The sequence below is a fragment of the Brevundimonas sp. genome, assembly GCF_030704825.1.
GTDB lineage: Bacteria > Pseudomonadota > Alphaproteobacteria > Caulobacterales > Caulobacteraceae > Brevundimonas.
Genome location: NZ_JAUYNX010000003.1, coordinates 1 through 16,924, shown reverse-complemented (window position 1 = coordinate 16,924; position 16,924 = coordinate 1). Strand labels below are relative to the sequence as shown.

Sequence of the window (16,924 nt, the reverse complement as noted above, 5' to 3'; positions counted from 1 at the left end):
TCAGCCCCGCCCCGCAGGATCGCCTTGCGCTGTTTTCATTACATTTTCCATCTGGCACATCCCTCGCATGAGGCGGCGGGCAACAGTTCGTGGACGCCCCGCCTATGCAGAAACTGCTCGCCGCCTTCCTGACCGCCGCCGCCGTGGCCGGATTCGCTTCGGGGGCGGAAGCCCAGTCGCGGATCAAGGACATCGCCGCGGTCGAGGGCGTCCGCTCCAACCAGCTGGTCGGCTACGGCCTGGTGGTCGGCCTGAACGGCACGGGCGACTCCCTGCGCAACTGCCCGTTCACCCGCCAGTCGCTCGAGGGCATGACCGAGCGGCTCGGCGTCAACATTCGCGGCGCCAACGCCAACTCCAAGAACATGGCCGCCATCATGGTGACGGCCGAACTGCCGCCCTTCTCTACCCCCGGCGCCCGGATCGACGTCAACGTCGCCTCGATGTGCGACGCCAAGAGCCTGCTGGGCGGCACCCTGCTGGTCACCAGCCTGCAGGGCGCCGACGGCGAGGTCTATGCGGTGGCCCAGGGGTCGGTGCAGACCGGCGCGGTCTCGGGCGGCGGCGCCTCCGGTTCCTCGGTCACGCGCGGCGTGCCCACCGCCGGACGCATCGCCTCGGGCGCCACGGTCGAGCGCGAGACCGGCTTCCATCTGGCCAATATGAGCGAGGTCCGGCTGACCCTGCGCAATCCGGACTTCACCACGGCCCAGCGCATGGCCGCCGCCATCAACCAGGTCTATCCCAACACCGCCCTGGCCGAGAACGGCACGGTCGTCGCCCTGCGCGCGCCGGGCCAGATGGGCATGGCCGGCTTCATCAGCCGGGTCGAGAACCTCGAGGTCCAGGTCGATTCCCCGGCCCGGGTCATCATCGACGAGGTCAACGGCGTCATCGTCATGGGCGACGCGGTTCGCGTCTCCACCGTCGCCATCGCCCAGGGCAATCTGACCATATCGGTGCAGGAGAGCCCCCGGGTCAGCCAGCCCGAACCCTTCAGCCGCGGCGGTGAAACCGTCGTTGTCCCCCAGTCCGACGTGGCCGTCGAGGAGGAACTGGGCCGCCAGATGCGCATCGTCGGCGGCGGAACCTCCCTGTCCACCCTGGTCAACGGCCTCAACGCCCTCGGCGTCAGCCCGCGCGACATGATCAGCATCCTGCAGGCCATCAAGGCCGCCGGCGCCCTCCAGGCCGACATCGAGGTGATGTGAGCATGAGCGATCCGATCGTCTCCCCGGCCGCCCTGGTCCCCGCGGCGCCGGCCGCCCCAACCGCCCGCATGCGCGAGACCGCCGAGGCCTTCGAGGCCTCCTTCCTGGCCCAGATGCTGAAGCCCATGTTCGAGGGCCTGTCGACCGAGGCCCCGTTCGGCGGCGGCGAGGCCGAGGGCACCTGGCGCGGCTTCCTCGTCGAGGCCATGGCCAAACAGACCGTTCGCGCCGGCGGCATCGGCCTGGCCGATCAGGTCGTCGCCCAGATGCTGAAGATGCAGGAAGCCCAGGAGCCCGCCGCATGACCGGGACCGCCGTCATCAACGCCACCGCCCGGGTCCGCCAGCTGACCGACCTGACCACCCGGCTGACCGCGCGCCTCGACCAGGAGTCCAGGGCCTTCGAGGCCCACCGGCCGCACGACGCCGCCGCCGCCCTGGCCGAAACTCAGGATCTGGCCAATCTCTATCGCCGGGAGTCGGCCCAGCTGAAGGCCAACCCCGCCTCGGTCGCCGCGGCTCCGGTCGCCGACCGCAAGGCGCTGATCCGCGCCACCGAGGCCTTCGAGGCCGTGCTCTCTCGCCACGCCCGGGCCGTCGAGGCGGCGCGCGTCATCTCCGAAGGCCTTGTCCGCACCATCGCCGCCGAGGTCGCCGGTCAGCGCGGCAGCCCGTCGGCCTATGGCGCCTCGGGCAAGGCCAACGCCGGCGACGGCCGCGCCGTGGCCTTCAACCGCCAGGCCTGAGGTCGATACGGCGCTGTCGTGGGCGTCAACGCCCTGGCGACCAGGCGCGACCGGGCGTCCGGCCGACGACGCCGATGCGCTCACGCCCGAAGGCGAGGCTCAGGTCGGAAAAGAGGGTGTGGCCGTCAGGCGTGCGGGCCGCGACGCGACCGGGCGTCACGAATGCGGATGGGGACGGGCCTGGGGCGGGGCTGGAAGACGACATAGGCGAGCACGAGCAGCGGAGCGGAAAGGGCGAAACCGATTTCCAGGGCGCTGATCATCATCGTCGAACTCCAGTGATACTCGCTCGAAATCCAAGGATGGGGGCGAAGCGGCGGCGGCGCAAGCGTTTTTCCGCCGCGGAGACGCCCGGCACAGCTACGGGATCGTCCGGAATGGCGAAGGCCGGTCCGAACGCCTAGGTTCGCGTGATGCAGCCGCCGTCCGAAACCGGGTCCCCCGCGAGCCGTCGCGAGGGGATCGTCGAACAGATCCGGGCCGAGACCGGCATCGACGAACCCATGATCGCCCGCCTCGTCGACGCCTTTTACGATCGCGCGCGCGCCGACCCGCTGCTCGGTCCGGTCTTCGCCGAACGGATCGCGGACTGGGGGCCCCATCTGGAACAGATGCGGCTGTTCTGGTCCTCGGTGGCGCTGATGAGCGGCGTCTATCACGGCCGGCCGATGCCCAAACATCTGCCCCTGCCCGTCGACGCCCGCCATTTCGACCGCTGGCTTGAGCTGTTCGAGGCCACCGCCGCCGAGGTCTGTCCGCCCGTCGCCGCCGCCCATTTCACCGAACGCGCCCGCCGCATCGCAGAGAGCCTCGAGCTGGGAATCGCCGGGGCCGGAGGCGTCCTGCTGCGCAAGGGCGAACGGTATCTGCGGCCCACCCAGGCGTGGTCGCCGCCGGGGACCTAGGCGGGCGGGGCGGGCTCGGCCGCCGGAGCAGCGAGGCCCGGCTTCATACGGGCGTTGACGTTGAAGCTCTCGACCTTCCACGCCTCTCCCTCCTTGAGGAAGGTGGTGTCGGCCCGGACGATCCGGTCCGGGTATTCGTATTCCTGGGCCACGGAATAGCGCTGGCCATTGGTGCTGGCGTTGGCGTTCCAGCCGAGCGGCTTCGGCTCGGGCGCCGGTCCGGCGGGCGCGAAGGTGCGGATCATCGGCAGTTGGGCCCGCACCGTCGCCGGGTCGTTGCCGGACGACATGCGCGCCAGCAGGGCGTCGTCCCGCCCCTCGACCAGATCGCCGTACAATGCATGGGCTTCCGCCGCCCGCTGCGGGTCCGCCTCCAGGCTCGGCATGGAACACGCCGCGAGGCCGCACGCCGCCATCAACCCCAGGACCCGTCTGCGTTGCATGATCTTCTCCCCTGCAATCCGACGCTAGTCGGCGGTCAATGGAACGGCAATGCCTCGGGCGCCCCGCCCGGCCCGGGCCTGCTGCCATATGCTGTCAGCAGGCGCTGCGTTCGCCGCAATGTTCTCACATTGTTCTTGCTGAAATCCGCGAATTGGTCCCCATATAGCGGCGTCGCGCCGGACCCTCCGCGGCCCCGCCGCGTTCCCGGATTCCCAAGCCTTCAGGCCTCATGACCGAAAAGCACAACTTCATCCGCGTGCGCGGCGCCCGCGAGCACAATCTCAAGGGCGTCGATCTCGACATCCCGCGCGAGCAGCTCGTGGTCATGACCGGCCTGTCGGGATCGGGCAAAAGCTCGCTCGCCTTCGACACCATCTACGCCGAGGGCCAGCGCCGCTATGTCGAGAGCCTGAGCGCCTACGCCCGCCAGTTCCTGGAGCTGATGGGCAAGCCCGACGTCGACCTGATCGAGGGCCTGTCGCCGGCCATCTCCATCGAGCAGAAGACCACCTCGAAGAACCCCCGCTCGACCGTCGGCACGGTGACCGAGATCCACGACTACATGCGCCTGCTGTGGGCGCGTGTCGGCGTGCCCTACTCTCCCGCGACCGGCCTGCCGATCGAGAGCCAGACCATCTCGATGATGGTCGACAAGCTGACCGCCCTGCCCGAGGGCGAGCGGCTGATGCTGCTGGCCCCGGTCGTCCGCGGCCGCAAGGGCGAATACCGCAAGGAAATGGCCGAGTGGCAGCGCGCGGGCTTCCAGCGCGTCAAGATCGACGGCGAGTACTACGCCATCGAGGACGCCCCGACGCTCGACAAGAAGTTCAAGCACGACATCGACATCGTCGTGGACCGCATCGTCACCAAACAGGGGCTTGAGAGCCGCTACGCCGACAGCCTGCAGACCGCCCTGGGTCTGGCCGACGGCATCGCCGTGGCCGAGTGGGCCAATGTCGCCGAGGGCGAGACCGCGCCGCGCCGCCTGACCTTCTCCGAGAAATTCGCCTGCCCCGTCTCCGGCTTCACCATCTCCGAGATCGAGCCGCGGCTGTTCTCGTTCAACAACCCCTTCGGCGCCTGCCCGGCCTGCGACGGCCTCGGCGTCAAACTGGCCTTCGACGCCGACCTGGTCATCCCCGACCGCGACAAGACCCTGCACAAGGGCGCCGTCGCGCCGTGGTCGCGCGGCCCCTCGCCCCTCTACACCCAGACGCTGCAGTCGCTGAGCCGCCACTACGGCTTCTCGATGGATGTGGCGTGGCGCGACCTGCCTCAGCAGGCCCAGGACGTCATCCTGCGCGGCTCGGGCGGCGACAAGATCAAATTCACCTACGACGACAACGCCCGCAAATACGAGGTCTCCAAGGCCTTCGAGGGCGTGCTGCCCAACCTCGAACGTCGCTGGCGCGAGACCGATTCCTCATGGGTGCGCGAGGAGCTGGGCCGGTTCCAGTCCGAGACCCCGTGCGAGGTCTGTCTCGGCAAACGCCTCAAGCCCGAGGCCCTGGCGGTCAAGGTCGCGGCCACGGACATCGCCGAGGTGTCGTGGCTGTCGATCAAACACGCCCACGAGTGGTTCACGGCCCTGAACGACAAGCTGACCGACAAGCAGATGGAGATCGGCCGCCGCGTCCTGAAGGAGATCACCGACCGGCTGCGCTTCCTGAACAACGTCGGCCTCGACTACCTGAGCCTGTCGCGCGCCTCGGGCACCCTGTCCGGCGGCGAGAGCCAGCGCATCCGCCTCGCCTCCCAGATCGGCTCGGGCCTGACCGGCGTGCTCTACGTCCTCGACGAGCCGTCCATCGGCCTGCACCAGCGCGACAACAGTCGACTGCTGGAGTCCCTTCGGGGTCTCCGCGACCTCGGCAACTCCGTCCTCGTCGTCGAGCACGACGAGGAAGCGATCCTGACCGCCGACTACGTCATCGACATGGGCCCCGCCGCCGGCGTCCACGGCGGCGAGGTCTGCGCCCAGGGCACGCCGGCCGAGGTCATGGCCAATTCCAATTCCCTGACCGCCAAATACCTGACCGGAGAGCGCGAGATCGAACTGCCGGCCGACGGCCGTCGCCCGATCGACCGCAAGAAGATGCTCAGGATCAGCGGCGCCACCGGCAACAACCTCAAGAGCGTCACCGGCGAGATCCCCGCCGGCCTGTTCACCTGCGTCACCGGCGTGTCCGGGGGCGGCAAGTCGACCTTCACCATCGAGACCCTCTACAAGGCCGCCGCCCGCCGGCTGCACAACGCCTCGGACGCCCCGGCCCCCTTCGACCGCATCGAGGGGCTGGAGATGTTCGACAAGGTCATCGACATCGACCAGTCGCCCATCGGCCGCACCCCGCGTTCGAACCCGGCCACATATACCGGCGCCTTCGGTCCGATCCGCGACTGGTACGCCGGCCTGCCGGAGTCCAAGGCCCGTGGTTACGGGCCGGGCCGCTTCAGCTTCAACGTCAAGGGCGGCCGCTGCGAGGCCTGTCAGGGCGACGGCCTGATCAAGATCGAGATGCATTTCCTGCCCGACGTCTACGTCACCTGCGACGTCTGCAAGGGCAGGCGCTACAATCGCGAAACGCTGGAAATCGTCTTCAAGGGCAAGAGCATATCCGACGTTCTGGACATGACGGTTGAAGAGGCCGCCAGCTTCTTCAAGGCCGTGCCCTCGATCCGCGACAAGATGCTGACCCTGAACCGCGTCGGCCTCGGCTACGTCAAGGTCGGTCAGTCCGCCACCACCCTCTCGGGCGGCGAGGCCCAGCGGGTCAAGCTATCGAAGGAGTTGTCAAAGCGGGCCACCGGCAAGACCCTCTACATCCTCGATGAGCCCACCACGGGCCTGCATTTCGAGGATACGCGCAAACTGCTGGAGGTGCTCCAGGAGCTGGTCGAGAACGGCAACACCATCGTGGTGATCGAGCACAATCTCGACGTCATCAAGGTCGCCGACTGGCTGCTAGACTTCGGCCCCGAGGGCGGCGACGGCGGCGGCGAGATCGTCGCGGTCGGCACCCCCGAACAGGTCGCCGCCAATCCGAAGAGCTGGACCGGCAAATACCTCAAGGAGATCCTCGACCGCCACGAAACCCGCCGCAAGGCCCGGGTCGCGGCGCTCAGAAAGAGCGCCTGACGGCTCAGGCCGCGGCGGGCGCCGCCTCCACGCCGTGGTCCCGCGTCGGGCCGCGCAGCGCCAGCACGACCGTGCCGGTCAGCAGCACCGCCGTGGCGACCAGGCTGGCCTCCGGTCCGAAGGCCCCGCCGGTCAGCCACCAGGCCGCGCCCGGCGCGGCCGTCAGGTCTGTGATCAGCGGCAGGGTCTCGATCTTCATCCCCGACACCTCGAGGCCGAAGCCGAGGCCCAACAGCCAGTTCCACGCCGCGTGCCAGCCGCACGCCCCCCATAGCGAGCCCTCGCGCGCGGCGTAGAGGCTGATGAACAGGCCGAACAGGACGATGTTGGCCAGGCCGACAGCCAGCTCACTCGATGGCTGGATGTTGCCGGCATGAGCCAGGGCGAACAGGACCGAATTGGCGATGACGGCGATCCACAGCCCGTGCCGCGAGGCGATCAGCTGCATCAGCCAGCCGCGGAACAGGATCTCTTCCGCCGAGCCCTGGATCATGAAACCCAGCATCAGGACGCCGATGGGCAGCAGGGCGGCGCCGACGGCGGCGGAGCCGAACGCCCCCGCTCCCTCGACCCCATAGCCGCCGGATATCCAGATCACCCCGACCACGGCGGACAGGAAGGCCAGGCCCAGCCCGTAGCCGCGCAGGAAGCGGATCGGCCCCCGGGCGTTCAGGCCGAGGGCGGCCGGGCCGCGCCGTTCGAACAGCCGGGCCCAGAGCAGCACCAGGAGGGTGGCCAGACCGAAGGCCGCGCCGAGTTCATAGGCCAGTTGCGGCCAGCCGTCGGAGCCGCCTCCGGGGGTGACGAAACCCGCCCTTATCGCCGGCAGAAGCGCCCCCACTTCGCCGCCGACCATGAAGACCGCGCCCAGAACGACCGCGGCGATCGTCCATGTCCGGCGATGCCTCCGCTTGCGCCCGGCGTAAAGTTCGATGCCGGCCATGCGGCGCTCCCCGTGACAGTGATCCGTCCTGGCATGAGGCCGCGGCGCCGCGGAATGGATGCGCCGGCCAGCGGATTGCCCGCGCGGCGACCTAGTCGAACACCGCCGCGTTGGGCTGGGCGCCCTTGATGTCGCGATAGGCGGCCGAGAACGGCGCATAGACGACCGCCACCTGCAGCGCGGACAGGATGGCGTTGATCACCACCCAGGCGGCGATGGCCGGCCAGGCGGCCTGGAGGATGGCGGGCAGGCTTTCGCCATCCAGCGCGCCCAGATCTTCCAGGCCGCCCGTCGCCAGCCGCAACGGCAGCGACACCAGGGATCCCAGGAAGCTGACCACGAGACTCATCACCCCGGCCAGCAGGGCCATGCCCAGCAGCGGCCAGAACCGGCCCTTGGTGACGCCGAAGGAGTCGAAGATGGCGATCCGCCGCTCCGCCATGGTGATCGGGATGGCGAGGCTGAGCCGCACGGCCAGCCAGACGAACAGGGCGATGGCGGCGCAGACCAGCAGGACCACCACCAGCCACAGCGCCGGCGCCTCGCCCGCGACGGCCATGCCGCCGACCGCGCCGACGATCCCGAAGACGAGGCCCATCAGGAGCGTGAAGACGATGAACAGCACGACGGAGACGACCAGCACCCGGACCTCGTCCATGCCCAGCCGCAGATAGCCGAAACTGCTCTCGGCGGGTCGCAGCACGGAGCGCGACACCGCGGCGTAGATCATGGCGCTCGCGATCAGGCTGAGCGGCAACAGGATGGCGAAGATGACGCCCATCATCTGGAAGAGGGGCGCGAAATCCTCCAGCGTCGGCGTCGCGCCGGACTGCTCGAGCTGTTCCGACGCGGTAACGAATTCGATCAGGCTGGGGCCCATCACGGCGAAGGCCGCGGCCATGACGATCCCGTAGAACAGGGACCAGAACACCAGGGCCATGGGGTGTCGTCGCACCACCCTGAACCCTTCGAACGCCGCGTCCGTCGCTGAAAACGCCATGGAATCCTCCCCCTGAAGTCTGGCGAGCCTATCCCAGCGGGATCGCCGCCGCTAGAAGCCGCGCATGACGGAAACCATCCAGCCCATCCACGTCGTCGGCGGCGGCCTCGCCGGCTCGGAAGCCGCCTGGCAGATCGCCAACGCGGGTGTCCCCGTGGTCCTGCACGAGATGCGCGGCGTGCCCGGCGTCCGGACCGACGCCCACCACACCGACGGCCTGGCGGAGCTGGTCTGCTCCAACTCCTTCCGCTCGGACGACTGGGAGCACAACGCCGTCGGCCTGCTGCACGCCGAGATGCGGGCGCTCGACTCGATTATCATGGCCTGCGGCGACGCCCATCAGGTCCCGGCCGGCGGCGCCCTCGCCGTCGACCGCGACGGCTTCTCCGGGGCCGTCACCGCGAAGCTCGAGGCCCACCCGCTGGTGACCATCGTCCGCGAGGAGATCGCCGGCCTGCCGCCCGCGGACTGGGACAATGTCATCGTCGCCACCGGCCCGCTGACCTCCCCGGCCCTGGCCGCCGCCATCCTTGACCTGACCGGCGAGGACGCGCTCAGCTTCTTCGACGCCATCGCCCCCATCGTCCACGCGGACTCGATCGACTTCGACATCGCCTGGCGCCAGTCGCGCTACGACAAGGAAGGCCCGGGCGGCGACGCCGCGGCCTACGTCAACTGCCCCATGAACAAGGAACAGTACGAGGCCTTCATCGACGCCCTGCTGGCCGGCCCCAAGGCGGAGTTCAAGGAGTGGGAGAACGTCCCCTATTTCGACGGCTGCCTGCCCATCGAGGTCATGGCCGAGCGCGGCCGCGAAACCCTGCGCCACGGCCCGATGAAGCCCGTCGGCCTGACCAACCCGCGCGACCCGCAAGTGAAAGCATACGCCATCGTCCAGCTGCGCCAGGACAATGCGCTCGGCACCCTGTTCAACATGGTCGGCTTCCAGACCAAGCTGAAGCACGGCGCCCAGGCCGAGGTCTTCCGCATGATCCCCGGCCTGCACGAGGCGCAGTTCGCCCGCCTCGGCGGCCTGCACCGCAACACCTTTCTCAACTCGCCCAAGCTGCTGGACCGCCAGCTCCGCCTCAAGGCCATGCCGCGCCTGCGCTTCGCCGGTCAGGTCACGGGCGTCGAGGGCTATGTCGAGAGCGCCGCCATGGGCCTTCTGACGGGCCGCCTCGCCGCCGCCGAACGGCTGGGCAAGCCGCTTGAGGCGCCGCCGGTCCACACCGCCATCGGCGCCCTGGTCGAACACATCACCGGCGGCCACCTCGACGGCCCCGGCGGCATCTCCAAATTCCAGCCGATGAACATCAACTACGGCCTTCTGCCGCCGCTCGAGGCGCCGAAGGTCGACGAAGCCGGCGTCAGGATTCCGCTCAAGGAGCGCGGCCGGGCGAAGAAACGGCTGATGAGCGTCCGGGCGCTGGAGGCCCTGAAAGCCTGGCGCGATGACGCGGCCTGATCACCAGGCGGTCATCCGCCGCAGAGTCCCGTCCCTGAGCACATAATGGTGGAACAGGGCCGCCGCCGCGTGCAGGCCGACCAGCCAGTAACCGATCGTACCCAGCGTCTCGTGAATCTCCTCGGCCTGTTCGGCCAGCGCCTCGTTCGGTCCGGTCAGCGGCGGCAGGCCGAGGCCGAACAGCTGCACCGGATCGCCCTCGGCGCTGAGGGTGAGCCAGCCCAGCAGGGGCATGGCGATCATGAAGCCGTACAGCGCCAGATGCATCAGGGCGGCGGCCCAGGCCGCGGCGCCGCCCGGCCGGTGTCGGATTCCGCCGAGCCGGCGGGCGATCAACCGCACCCAGACCAGGGCGAACACCGTCAGCCCCAGGCTGAAATGCCACGCCTTCAAGGCCGCGCGGATTTCGCTGCCGCGCGGATACCCCTCGCGCAGCAGGATCGTCGCATAGACCGCCGCCAGCAGCAGCAGCGTCAGCCAGTGCAGGGCGACCGACAGGCGGCTGTAGGCCGGAGACGAAAGCTTGGGTTCGGCGAGACTCATGGTCCGACTCCTCAAATCCGGATCAGGCTGCGCGGTCGCCCGGTGAAGATCGTTGATCCAGCGCAAACCGTCTTCCGGATGCACCGGGGCGATGCCGCCGCGGGTTCGTTCATGGTATCGCCCGGTCTCCCGCGACCGCACGCCCGGACCCGAATGCCCGCCTCCCTCGAACCCGCCAGGGCCGCCATCCGCCGGCGCATCACCGAGTTGTTCAACGACGCCTCGAGGGGCGAACGCCCCATCCTGCGGCGGGCCGACGCCCTGTTTGCGACGGACTCCGTGGCCTGGCGGGTCAATGGCGACATCGTCACCATGATGATCGGCGGCGTCTCGGGCCTGTTGCTGCAGATGCTGCATCCGGCGGTGCTGGCCGGGGTCTGGGACCATTCCGACTTCCGCTCCGACATGCACGGCCGGCTGCGGCGCACGGCCAAATTCATCGCCGTCACCACCTACGACCATGCGGAGCATGGCCTCGCCGCCATCGACCGGGTGCGCGGCATCCACGACCGGATCGGAGGCGTCCTGCCGGATGGAACGCCCTATCGGGTCAGCGATCCCGCCCTGCTGGCTTGGGTGCACGTCACCGAGGCGATCAGCTTCCTGACCGCCTGGATCCGCTACGCCGAGCCCGGCATGTCGATGGCCGACCAGGACCGCTATTTCGCCGAGATGGCCGTGGTCGCCGGGCGGCTCGGCGCCGACCCCGTTCCCCGCGACCGCGCCTCGGCCGAAACCCTCATCCGGTCGATGCGCCCGGCCCTGCGGGCTGACGCCCGCACGCGCGAGGTGGCGCAGCTGGTGCTGAACCAGTCGGTCGGCGCGGCGCTCACAGACGCTGCCTCGGCCGTGATCATGCAGGCGGGGGTCGATCTGCTGCCGGACTGGGCCCGGGCGATGCAGGGCCTGAGAACCCCGCCGAAGCCTGCCGTCCGGGCCGGGGCCCGCGCCCTGGCCGGCGCCCTGGGCTGGGCCTACGAGGGCTCGCCCAACCACGAAGTCTGGCCGGCGGATGTGACCGTGTGGCCGCGCGACTGAGGTCGATCAGCCGGGCGTCGCCACATCCAGCGCCCCGCTGGTGTCAGTGTAATGCTCCAGACGGGTGATCTCGCCGTCCCGGAAGGTGAAGACATGGGCGAACGGAATCTCGACCGCCCGCCCGGTCGACCGGTCGGCCCACAGAAAGCTGCCAAGCGCCACGACCCGGTCGCCGCTGGGCAGATAGGAGCCCGCATACCCCGAAAGGAACTCGAACCGCGGGTCGATGCGGCCGAAGACGCCCGCGAGCAGCGCGGCGTCGGTGTCATAGGGACCGCCGTCGACGAACAGCGCGCCGTCGCTTCCCCCGCCCCAGATCCGGGCGCCGTTCAGCAGCTCGGCGACAGCAGCGCCGTCGTTCGCACTCAAGGCGCGATAAAACCGGTCAAGCACGGCCATGTTGGCCGCGTCGCCCGCGAGATCGGCGGTCGTCGTGGCGTCGGGCTCCTGCGCCGCGGCGGCCATCGGAATACCCAGGGCGCCGACGGCCGTCAGGGCCGCGATCAGGATAGTGCGAACGGTCATGGAACCCCCGGCTTGGCCGATCAACGATCCGTGGAGCCTGCACGGTTTCCCGGCGCAGGTCGATGACCTTGCGGCGTCAGATGCGGCCACGCAGCGAGGCGACGACCAGCGCCAGCCGCTTGACGAATTCGGGCGCCTCCGGTCGCGTCAGCGCAGCGGCGGCCACGGCCGGAAAGGCCTGCACCGGCAGGTCGGAGAGCGCCCGGTTGGCGGCGGCCTTCAGGGCCTCCGCCCGATCCCGTTGACCCGTCTGCGCCAGCCCCCGCACCCGACCGGCCTCGACGACGGCCGCCGCGAACCCCGGCCCGGCCAGCACCTGAACCGCCGTCTGCATCGGCCCGACGTAGAAGGCGTCCAGATCGTGCGGCTCGCCGTGCGCCCGGCCGATGTGGGCCTCGATCAGGGCGTCGAACGGCGCCCGCTCCAGCCCGTAACGCGCGACCACCCCGGCCAGGGCCTCCAGCACCGGATGACCCTTGCGCGGCGCGGCCGCGAAGACCCCGTCCATCTGCTCGCGCCACCAGACGTAGCGCATCTCGGCCAGCAGCGGCTGGGTGACCCGCGTCGGGATCGCCATCAGCTCTGCCTCAAAAGCGTAGAGGACGATCAGGTCCGCGCGCGGCCGTTCTTCGGCCACGAACCGGCTGGACAGCCACCGGTCGATGTCGGCGGCGCGGACCTGGGCGTCGAGGGTATCCGCCGGATCAGCCAAACAGGGTCTGATACATCGCCATCGAGGTCAGCATCGGCAGCGACAGCAGCAGATTGGTGCGGCTGGCCAGCATAGCGATCCGCGCGGACTTCGCCTTCACGTCGTCCTCGGCCGGGACGATGCCCAGGGCCCGCTTCTGGTTCGGCCAGATGATCCCCCAGACATTGAGGAACATGACGATGGCCAGCCAGACGCCGATTCCCATCAGCGCATACTGCTGGTCGCCCTCGACCAGGCCGCCGGCGAAGCCGAAGCTCAGGACCTCGGCGGCGTAGGCGTGGCCGCGCATCAGCATGACGCCGAGCCCCGCCAGCACCGTCGCCAGCGCCGACCAGCGGAACCAGAACAGGGCCTCGGGCGCGATATGCTTGCCGATGGCCGGCTTCAGCTCGGCGGGGATGTTGGGCATCACCCGGATCTGGACGAAGTTGAAATAGTACAGCAGGCCGATCCACAGGATGCCGGCCACGACGTGCGCCCAGCGCAGCGTCGCCTGCCAGAAGCCCTGGTCGAAACCGCCGGGCGCGATCCGCCCGAACGAGAGGATCATCACGCCGGCGAGCACGAGGCTCAGCAGGATGGTGGTGCGGAAGTTCGACAGCAGCTTGCCCATGGTCCGCCCCTCCCCGGGCGCTTCAGGAACGCCGCGCGCCCGGCGGGGCGGCGCGACTCATTGAACCGGCACCATAGCGCCGCCGGCCTGCGACAAAAACCGAAAGACTGTGGGGTCTTTCGCCGTCCCTACGGCCGGCTGGCCATGCCCAGCTTGATCGGCTTGGCCTCCTCGTCCTTGGCGCCGCGCTTGACGCCCCAGAGCAGGAGGACGGGGGCGGCGACATAGACCGAGGAATAGGTGCCGACCACGATGCCGAAGATCAGGGCGATGGCGAAGGGCTGCAGCGGCCCGCCGCCCAGCACCGCCAGCACGCCGAGGGCGAACAGGGCGGTGACGCCGGTCATGATGGTGCGGGACAGGGTCTCGTTGATCGACAGGTCGATCAGCTCGCCCAGCGGCATCTTCTTGTACTTGCGCAGGTTCTCGCGGATCCGGTCATAGACCACGACGGTGTCGTTCATCGAATAGCCGATCACCGTCAGCACGGAGGCCACCGCGGTCAGGCTGAACTCCATGCCGGTGATCGCGAACAGGCCGAAGGTCAGGATCACATCGTGGAACAGGCCGATCACCGCCCCGAGGCCGAACTGCCATTCGAAGCGGAACCAGATGTAGACCATCATCAGCAGGATCGCGACGATCAGGGCCATGACGCCGTTGGTCAGCAGCTCGCCGGAGACCGCCGCGCCGACGGCCTCGGTGCGCGTGAACTCGACCTGGGGACCGAGGTCCTGGCTCAGGCCCGCCTTGACCCGGTTGATCGTCTCGGTGGCCGTGGCGCCCTCGATGTTGCCGAATTTGGCCATGGCGTGATAGCGCCCGGTCGGGTCCGAGCCGGGCACGGAATAGCTCTGCACCTGGGCGTCGGGCACACCCAGCCCGTTCAGGCTCGCGCGGATCTCGGCGAGGTCAACGGGATCGGGCCGGGTCGACATCTCGATCAGATTGCCGCCGAGGAAGTCCACGCCGCAGGTCAGGCCGCCGCATTTGTTGTCGGCCGGCCAGACGGTGAAGAAGATCGACCCGAGCACCAGCAGAATCGACAGCGAGCCGAACAGCTTGGCGTATTTGACGAATTGCAGGTTCGTCTTGATCGGCAGGAGTTTGATGAGGGGCCAGAATTTGGACATGGGCGACCTCACGACGCGATCGGCAGTTTTTTGGGCCGCCGCAGGCGGAGCCAGAAGGCGAGCAGCACCTGGGTGACCAGCACGGCGGTGAAGACCGAGGTCACCACCCCGATCGACAGGGTCCAGGCGAAGCCGCGCACCGGCCCGGCCCCGAACCAGAACATGATCAGGGCGGCGAGAATGGTGGTCAGGTTGGCGTCGACGATGGTCACCATGGCCCGGTTGAAGCCGGCGTCCATGGCCGCGATGGGCGAGCGCCCGGCGTTGGCCTCGTCGCGCATCCGCTCATAGATCAGGACGTTGGCGTCCACGGCCATGGCCAGGGTCAGGATCAGGCCGGCGATGCCCGGCAGGGTCAGGGTGGCCCCTGTCATCGACATGGCGGCGATGATCAGGATGCCGTTCATCAGCAGGGCCACGACCGAGATGCCGCCGAACAGGAACCCGTACGACAGGACCATGAAGACCAGCACGCCGGCGAAGGCGATCAGGGTGGCCAGCTGGCCCGCCCGCACCGCGTCGGCGCCCAGCGAGGCCGTCACGCTGCGGCGTTCCTCGACCGTCAGCGGCGCCGGCAGCGAGCCGCCGTTCAGCAGGTTCACCAGCTCCGAGGCCGAGGCGATGGTGAAACTGCCCTCGATGATGCCGCTGCCGCCGGTGATGGCGCTGTTGATCGTCGGGGCCGAGATCACCTTGCCGTCGAGGATGATGGCGAAGGGCTTGCCGATGTTGGCCGCCGTGGTGTCGCCGAAGCGGCGCGCGCCCTGTCCGTCGAAGCGGAAGCCGATGGCCGGGCGGTTGCTCTGGTCGGTGGTGACGTTGGCGTCGACCAGATTCTCGCCCGAGACGATGATCCGGCGCTTCACGAGGTAGGGGGTGCCGTCCTGGCCCAGCAGCACCTCGGCGTCGGGCGGGACGGCGCCGGCGAGGGCCTCCTGGATCGAATTCTCGACGTCCACCATCTGGAAGGTCAGCTGGGCCGTCTGGCCGATGACCCGCTCCAGCTGGGTGGGATCGCTCTCGCCGGGGGCCTGGACCACGATCCGTTCGGCGCCCTGGCGGGTGATCGAGGGTTCGCGGGTGCCCAGGCTGTCGATACGGCGGCGCACCACCTCGATCGACTGGTCGACCGCGGTCGGCCCCATGGCCGTGATGGCCGCGTCGGTGAAGGCGTAGCGGATGCCGACGGCGCCCTGGCGGGCGACCGTGCGATCCGAGGCCAACCCGACGCCGCCGGCGCCCAGCAGATTGCGCAGGGCCGTGACGGCGGGATCCATCTGGGCCGGATTGCTCAGGGTCACCAGCACGCCGTTTCCGTCGCGCGCGATGCCGCTGACGGCGATGCGCGCCTCCGACAGGGTCTGGCGCGCGTCCTCGCTGAGGTTGGCGACCCGCTTCTCGCGCATGGCGTCGACGTCGACCTGCAGCAGCAGGTAGGACCCGCCCTGAAGGTCAAGGCCCAGGTTCAGGGTCGGTTTGGGCAGCCAGGCCGGCAGGGCCTCGCGCTGCGCCGGGGACAGGGCGTTGCCGTAGGAGAACAGCAGCCCGAGGACGAGCGACAGGGCGAGAAGGACGACCTTCCAGCGCGACAGATGAACCATGCGGGCGTCCCCGACCTTTCAGAACGGCGTCAGGACTTGGCGATCGACTTGGCGTCGTTCGCGGCCACGGCGGTGCGGTCGCGGACCTGGGTGATCATCTGCTTGACCACCCGGACGTTCACGCCCTGGGCGATCTCGACCATGGCCTCGTCGTTCTCGACGCGGGTGACCTTGCCGATCATGCCGTTCGACAGCACCACGGTGTCGCCGCGCTTCAGGCCGGAGACCAGCGCCTGGTGGGCCTTCATCGCCTTCTGCTGCGGACGGATCATCATGAAATAGAACAGGATGATCACGGGGACGAAGAAGATCAGGGTGCCGAACGGCCCCGCCATAAGTTCCTGCACGATGGTCTCCGCGAACGTCTGGAGCCGCGCGACGCGGCCCTTGAAAATGAGGCGCGGAAACTAGGGCGCGCCGCCGCGCTTTGCAACGCGAGCCGTCGCGGCGGCGCCGATTTGCGTTATCGCGGCAACACGGTCAGCGGATCGACGGCCGTCGGCTCGTCGCCGCGCATGCGCCAGGTCTCGAAATGGATCGAGGGCCGGCCGTCCCCGGCGGTGTTTCCGACCGTGCCGATCTGCTGGCCGGCGCGGATGTCGTCGCCGTCGCGCACCACGGCCGAACCGAGGTGGCCATAGACCGAGCGCCAGCCGTCGCGGTGCACGATCAGCACGGTCAGCCCCTGCCCGGCCAGGTCGTCGCCGACATAGCCGACGCGGCCGGCGGCGGCGGCGCGCACCTCGGCCCCCGCCGGAGCGCCGATGTTGACGCCGTTGTTACGCTCGCCCAGGCCGACCGGCCCGAACCGGCGCAGGATGTCGCCGCGCACCGGCCAGTCCAGGCTCACCGTGCTGGCGGCGGGCGGGGCGGCGACGGGGGCGGCCGTGGCCGCCGGCTGGCGCGG

Annotated in this window: 19 protein-coding genes; 7 read left to right on the top strand and 12 right to left on the bottom strand. The window is 69.4% G+C overall.

From position 1 onward, the window contains the following. The first annotated feature begins 104 nt into the window (after positions 1 to 104). Genes Q8Q71_RS01565 through Q8Q71_RS01555 form a run of 3 tightly spaced genes read left to right on the top strand, consistent with a single transcriptional unit; the run spans position 105 to position 1,956 of the window. Complete coding sequence (locus tag Q8Q71_RS01565) at positions 105 to 1,211, top strand: flagellar basal body P-ring protein FlgI (protein WP_305757891.1); 1,107 nt, start codon at positions 105 to 107, stop codon at positions 1,209 to 1,211. Between the two features lie 2 nt (positions 1,212 to 1,213). Continuing rightward, the gene (locus Q8Q71_RS01560; RefSeq protein WP_305757890.1) at positions 1,214 to 1,516 is read left to right on the top strand and encodes a rod-binding protein; all 303 of its coding nucleotides are present in this window, start codon (positions 1,214 to 1,216) and stop codon (positions 1,514 to 1,516) included. Next, positions 1,513 to 1,956 carry a flagellar basal-body protein FlbY gene (locus Q8Q71_RS01555; RefSeq protein WP_305757889.1) on the top strand — a complete coding sequence of 148 codons (444 nt, stop codon included), beginning with the start codon at positions 1,513 to 1,515 and terminating at the stop codon, positions 1,954 to 1,956. The genes Q8Q71_RS01560 and Q8Q71_RS01555 overlap by 4 nt, the downstream gene beginning before the upstream one ends. A 125-nt stretch (positions 1,957 to 2,081) precedes the next feature. On the opposite strand, the gene Q8Q71_RS01550 is transcribed toward Q8Q71_RS01555, so the two are convergent. Next, complete coding sequence (locus tag Q8Q71_RS01550) at positions 2,082 to 2,222, bottom strand: hypothetical protein (RefSeq protein WP_305757888.1); 141 nt, start codon at positions 2,220 to 2,222, stop codon at positions 2,082 to 2,084. A gap of 147 nt (positions 2,223 to 2,369) precedes the next feature. Between Q8Q71_RS01550 and Q8Q71_RS01545 the strand changes: the two genes are divergently transcribed. Beyond that, positions 2,370 to 2,861 carry a group III truncated hemoglobin gene (locus tag Q8Q71_RS01545; protein WP_305757887.1) on the top strand — a complete coding sequence of 164 codons (492 nt, stop codon included), beginning with the start codon at positions 2,370 to 2,372 and terminating at the stop codon, positions 2,859 to 2,861. Here Q8Q71_RS01545 and Q8Q71_RS01540 read toward each other — a convergent pair. Next, the gene (locus Q8Q71_RS01540) at positions 2,858 to 3,304 is read right to left on the bottom strand and encodes a hypothetical protein (RefSeq protein WP_305757886.1); all 447 of its coding nucleotides are present in this window, start codon (positions 3,302 to 3,304) and stop codon (positions 2,858 to 2,860) included. The two genes, Q8Q71_RS01545 and Q8Q71_RS01540, sit on opposite strands and share 4 nt — an antisense overlap. Positions 3,305 to 3,534: 230 nt before the next feature. On the opposite strand from Q8Q71_RS01540, the gene uvrA reads away from it, so the two are divergent. Then, positions 3,535 to 6,441 carry an excinuclease ABC subunit UvrA gene (uvrA, locus tag Q8Q71_RS01535; RefSeq protein WP_305757885.1) on the top strand — a complete coding sequence of 969 codons (2,907 nt, stop codon included), beginning with the start codon at positions 3,535 to 3,537 and terminating at the stop codon, positions 6,439 to 6,441. 4 nt (positions 6,442 to 6,445) lie between these two features. Here uvrA and Q8Q71_RS01530 read toward each other — a convergent pair whose 3' ends face one another. Together Q8Q71_RS01530 and Q8Q71_RS01525 are read right to left on the bottom strand one after the other, a co-directional pair. After that, positions 6,446 to 7,384, bottom strand: coding sequence for a CPBP family intramembrane glutamic endopeptidase (locus tag Q8Q71_RS01530; protein ID WP_305757884.1), 939 nt, complete (start codon positions 7,382 to 7,384; stop codon positions 6,446 to 6,448). A 91-nt stretch (positions 7,385 to 7,475) separates the two neighbouring features. Next, positions 7,476 to 8,384, bottom strand: a complete 909-nt coding sequence (locus Q8Q71_RS01525) for a hypothetical protein (protein ID WP_305757883.1) — start codon at positions 8,382 to 8,384, stop codon at positions 7,476 to 7,478. A 64-nt stretch (positions 8,385 to 8,448) separates the two neighbouring features. Here Q8Q71_RS01525 and trmFO point away from each other — a divergent pair, with 64 nt between their 5' ends. Next, on the top strand, positions 8,449 to 9,852 hold the full coding sequence (gene trmFO, locus Q8Q71_RS01520) for a methylenetetrahydrofolate--tRNA-(uracil(54)-C(5))-methyltransferase (FADH(2)-oxidizing) TrmFO (protein ID WP_305757882.1): 1,404 nt from the start codon (positions 8,449 to 8,451) through the stop codon (positions 9,850 to 9,852). Here the strand turns inward: trmFO and Q8Q71_RS01515 are convergent, their stop codons facing one another. After that, positions 9,853 to 10,395: a cytochrome b gene (locus Q8Q71_RS01515; RefSeq protein WP_305757881.1), complete on the bottom strand. Its 543-nt coding sequence runs from the start codon at positions 10,393 to 10,395 to the stop codon at positions 9,853 to 9,855. Between the two features lie 153 nt (positions 10,396 to 10,548). Here Q8Q71_RS01515 and Q8Q71_RS01510 point away from each other — a divergent pair, with 153 nt between their 5' ends. Then, positions 10,549 to 11,433 (top strand): oxygenase MpaB family protein, encoded by an 885-nt coding sequence (locus Q8Q71_RS01510; RefSeq protein ID WP_305757880.1) that lies wholly within the window; start codon positions 10,549 to 10,551, stop codon positions 11,431 to 11,433. A gap of 6 nt (positions 11,434 to 11,439) precedes the next feature. On the opposite strand, the gene Q8Q71_RS01505 is transcribed toward Q8Q71_RS01510, so the two are convergent. The 7 genes from Q8Q71_RS01505 to Q8Q71_RS01475 form a co-directional block, all read right to left on the bottom strand. Continuing rightward, positions 11,440 to 11,958, bottom strand: a complete 519-nt coding sequence (locus Q8Q71_RS01505) for a nuclear transport factor 2 family protein (protein ID WP_305757879.1) — start codon at positions 11,956 to 11,958, stop codon at positions 11,440 to 11,442. Positions 11,959 to 12,034: 76 nt separating this feature from the next. Then, positions 12,035 to 12,670, bottom strand: a complete 636-nt coding sequence (locus Q8Q71_RS01500) for a squalene/phytoene synthase family protein (RefSeq protein ID WP_305757878.1) — start codon at positions 12,668 to 12,670, stop codon at positions 12,035 to 12,037. Continuing rightward, positions 12,663 to 13,283, bottom strand: coding sequence for a hypothetical protein (locus Q8Q71_RS01495; RefSeq protein ID WP_305757877.1), 621 nt, complete (start codon positions 13,281 to 13,283; stop codon positions 12,663 to 12,665). Before Q8Q71_RS01495 ends, Q8Q71_RS01500 begins: the two co-directional genes overlap by 8 nt. 128 nt (positions 13,284 to 13,411) lie before the next feature. Further along, positions 13,412 to 14,416, bottom strand: coding sequence for a protein translocase subunit SecF (gene secF / locus Q8Q71_RS01490; protein ID WP_305757876.1), 1,005 nt, complete (start codon positions 14,414 to 14,416; stop codon positions 13,412 to 13,414). Positions 14,417 to 14,424: 8 nt separating this feature from the next. Beyond that, on the bottom strand, positions 14,425 to 16,017 hold the full coding sequence (gene secD, locus Q8Q71_RS01485) for a protein translocase subunit SecD (protein WP_305757875.1): 1,593 nt from the start codon (positions 16,015 to 16,017) through the stop codon (positions 14,425 to 14,427). A gap of 29 nt (positions 16,018 to 16,046) precedes the next feature. Next, on the bottom strand, positions 16,047 to 16,352 hold the full coding sequence (gene yajC / locus Q8Q71_RS01480) for a preprotein translocase subunit YajC (RefSeq protein ID WP_305758067.1): 306 nt from the start codon (positions 16,350 to 16,352) through the stop codon (positions 16,047 to 16,049). A gap of 128 nt (positions 16,353 to 16,480) precedes the next feature. Beyond that, positions 16,481 to 16,924 (bottom strand): murein hydrolase activator EnvC (locus Q8Q71_RS01475; protein ID WP_305757874.1); only part of this gene is annotated, 444 nt, incomplete at its 5' end.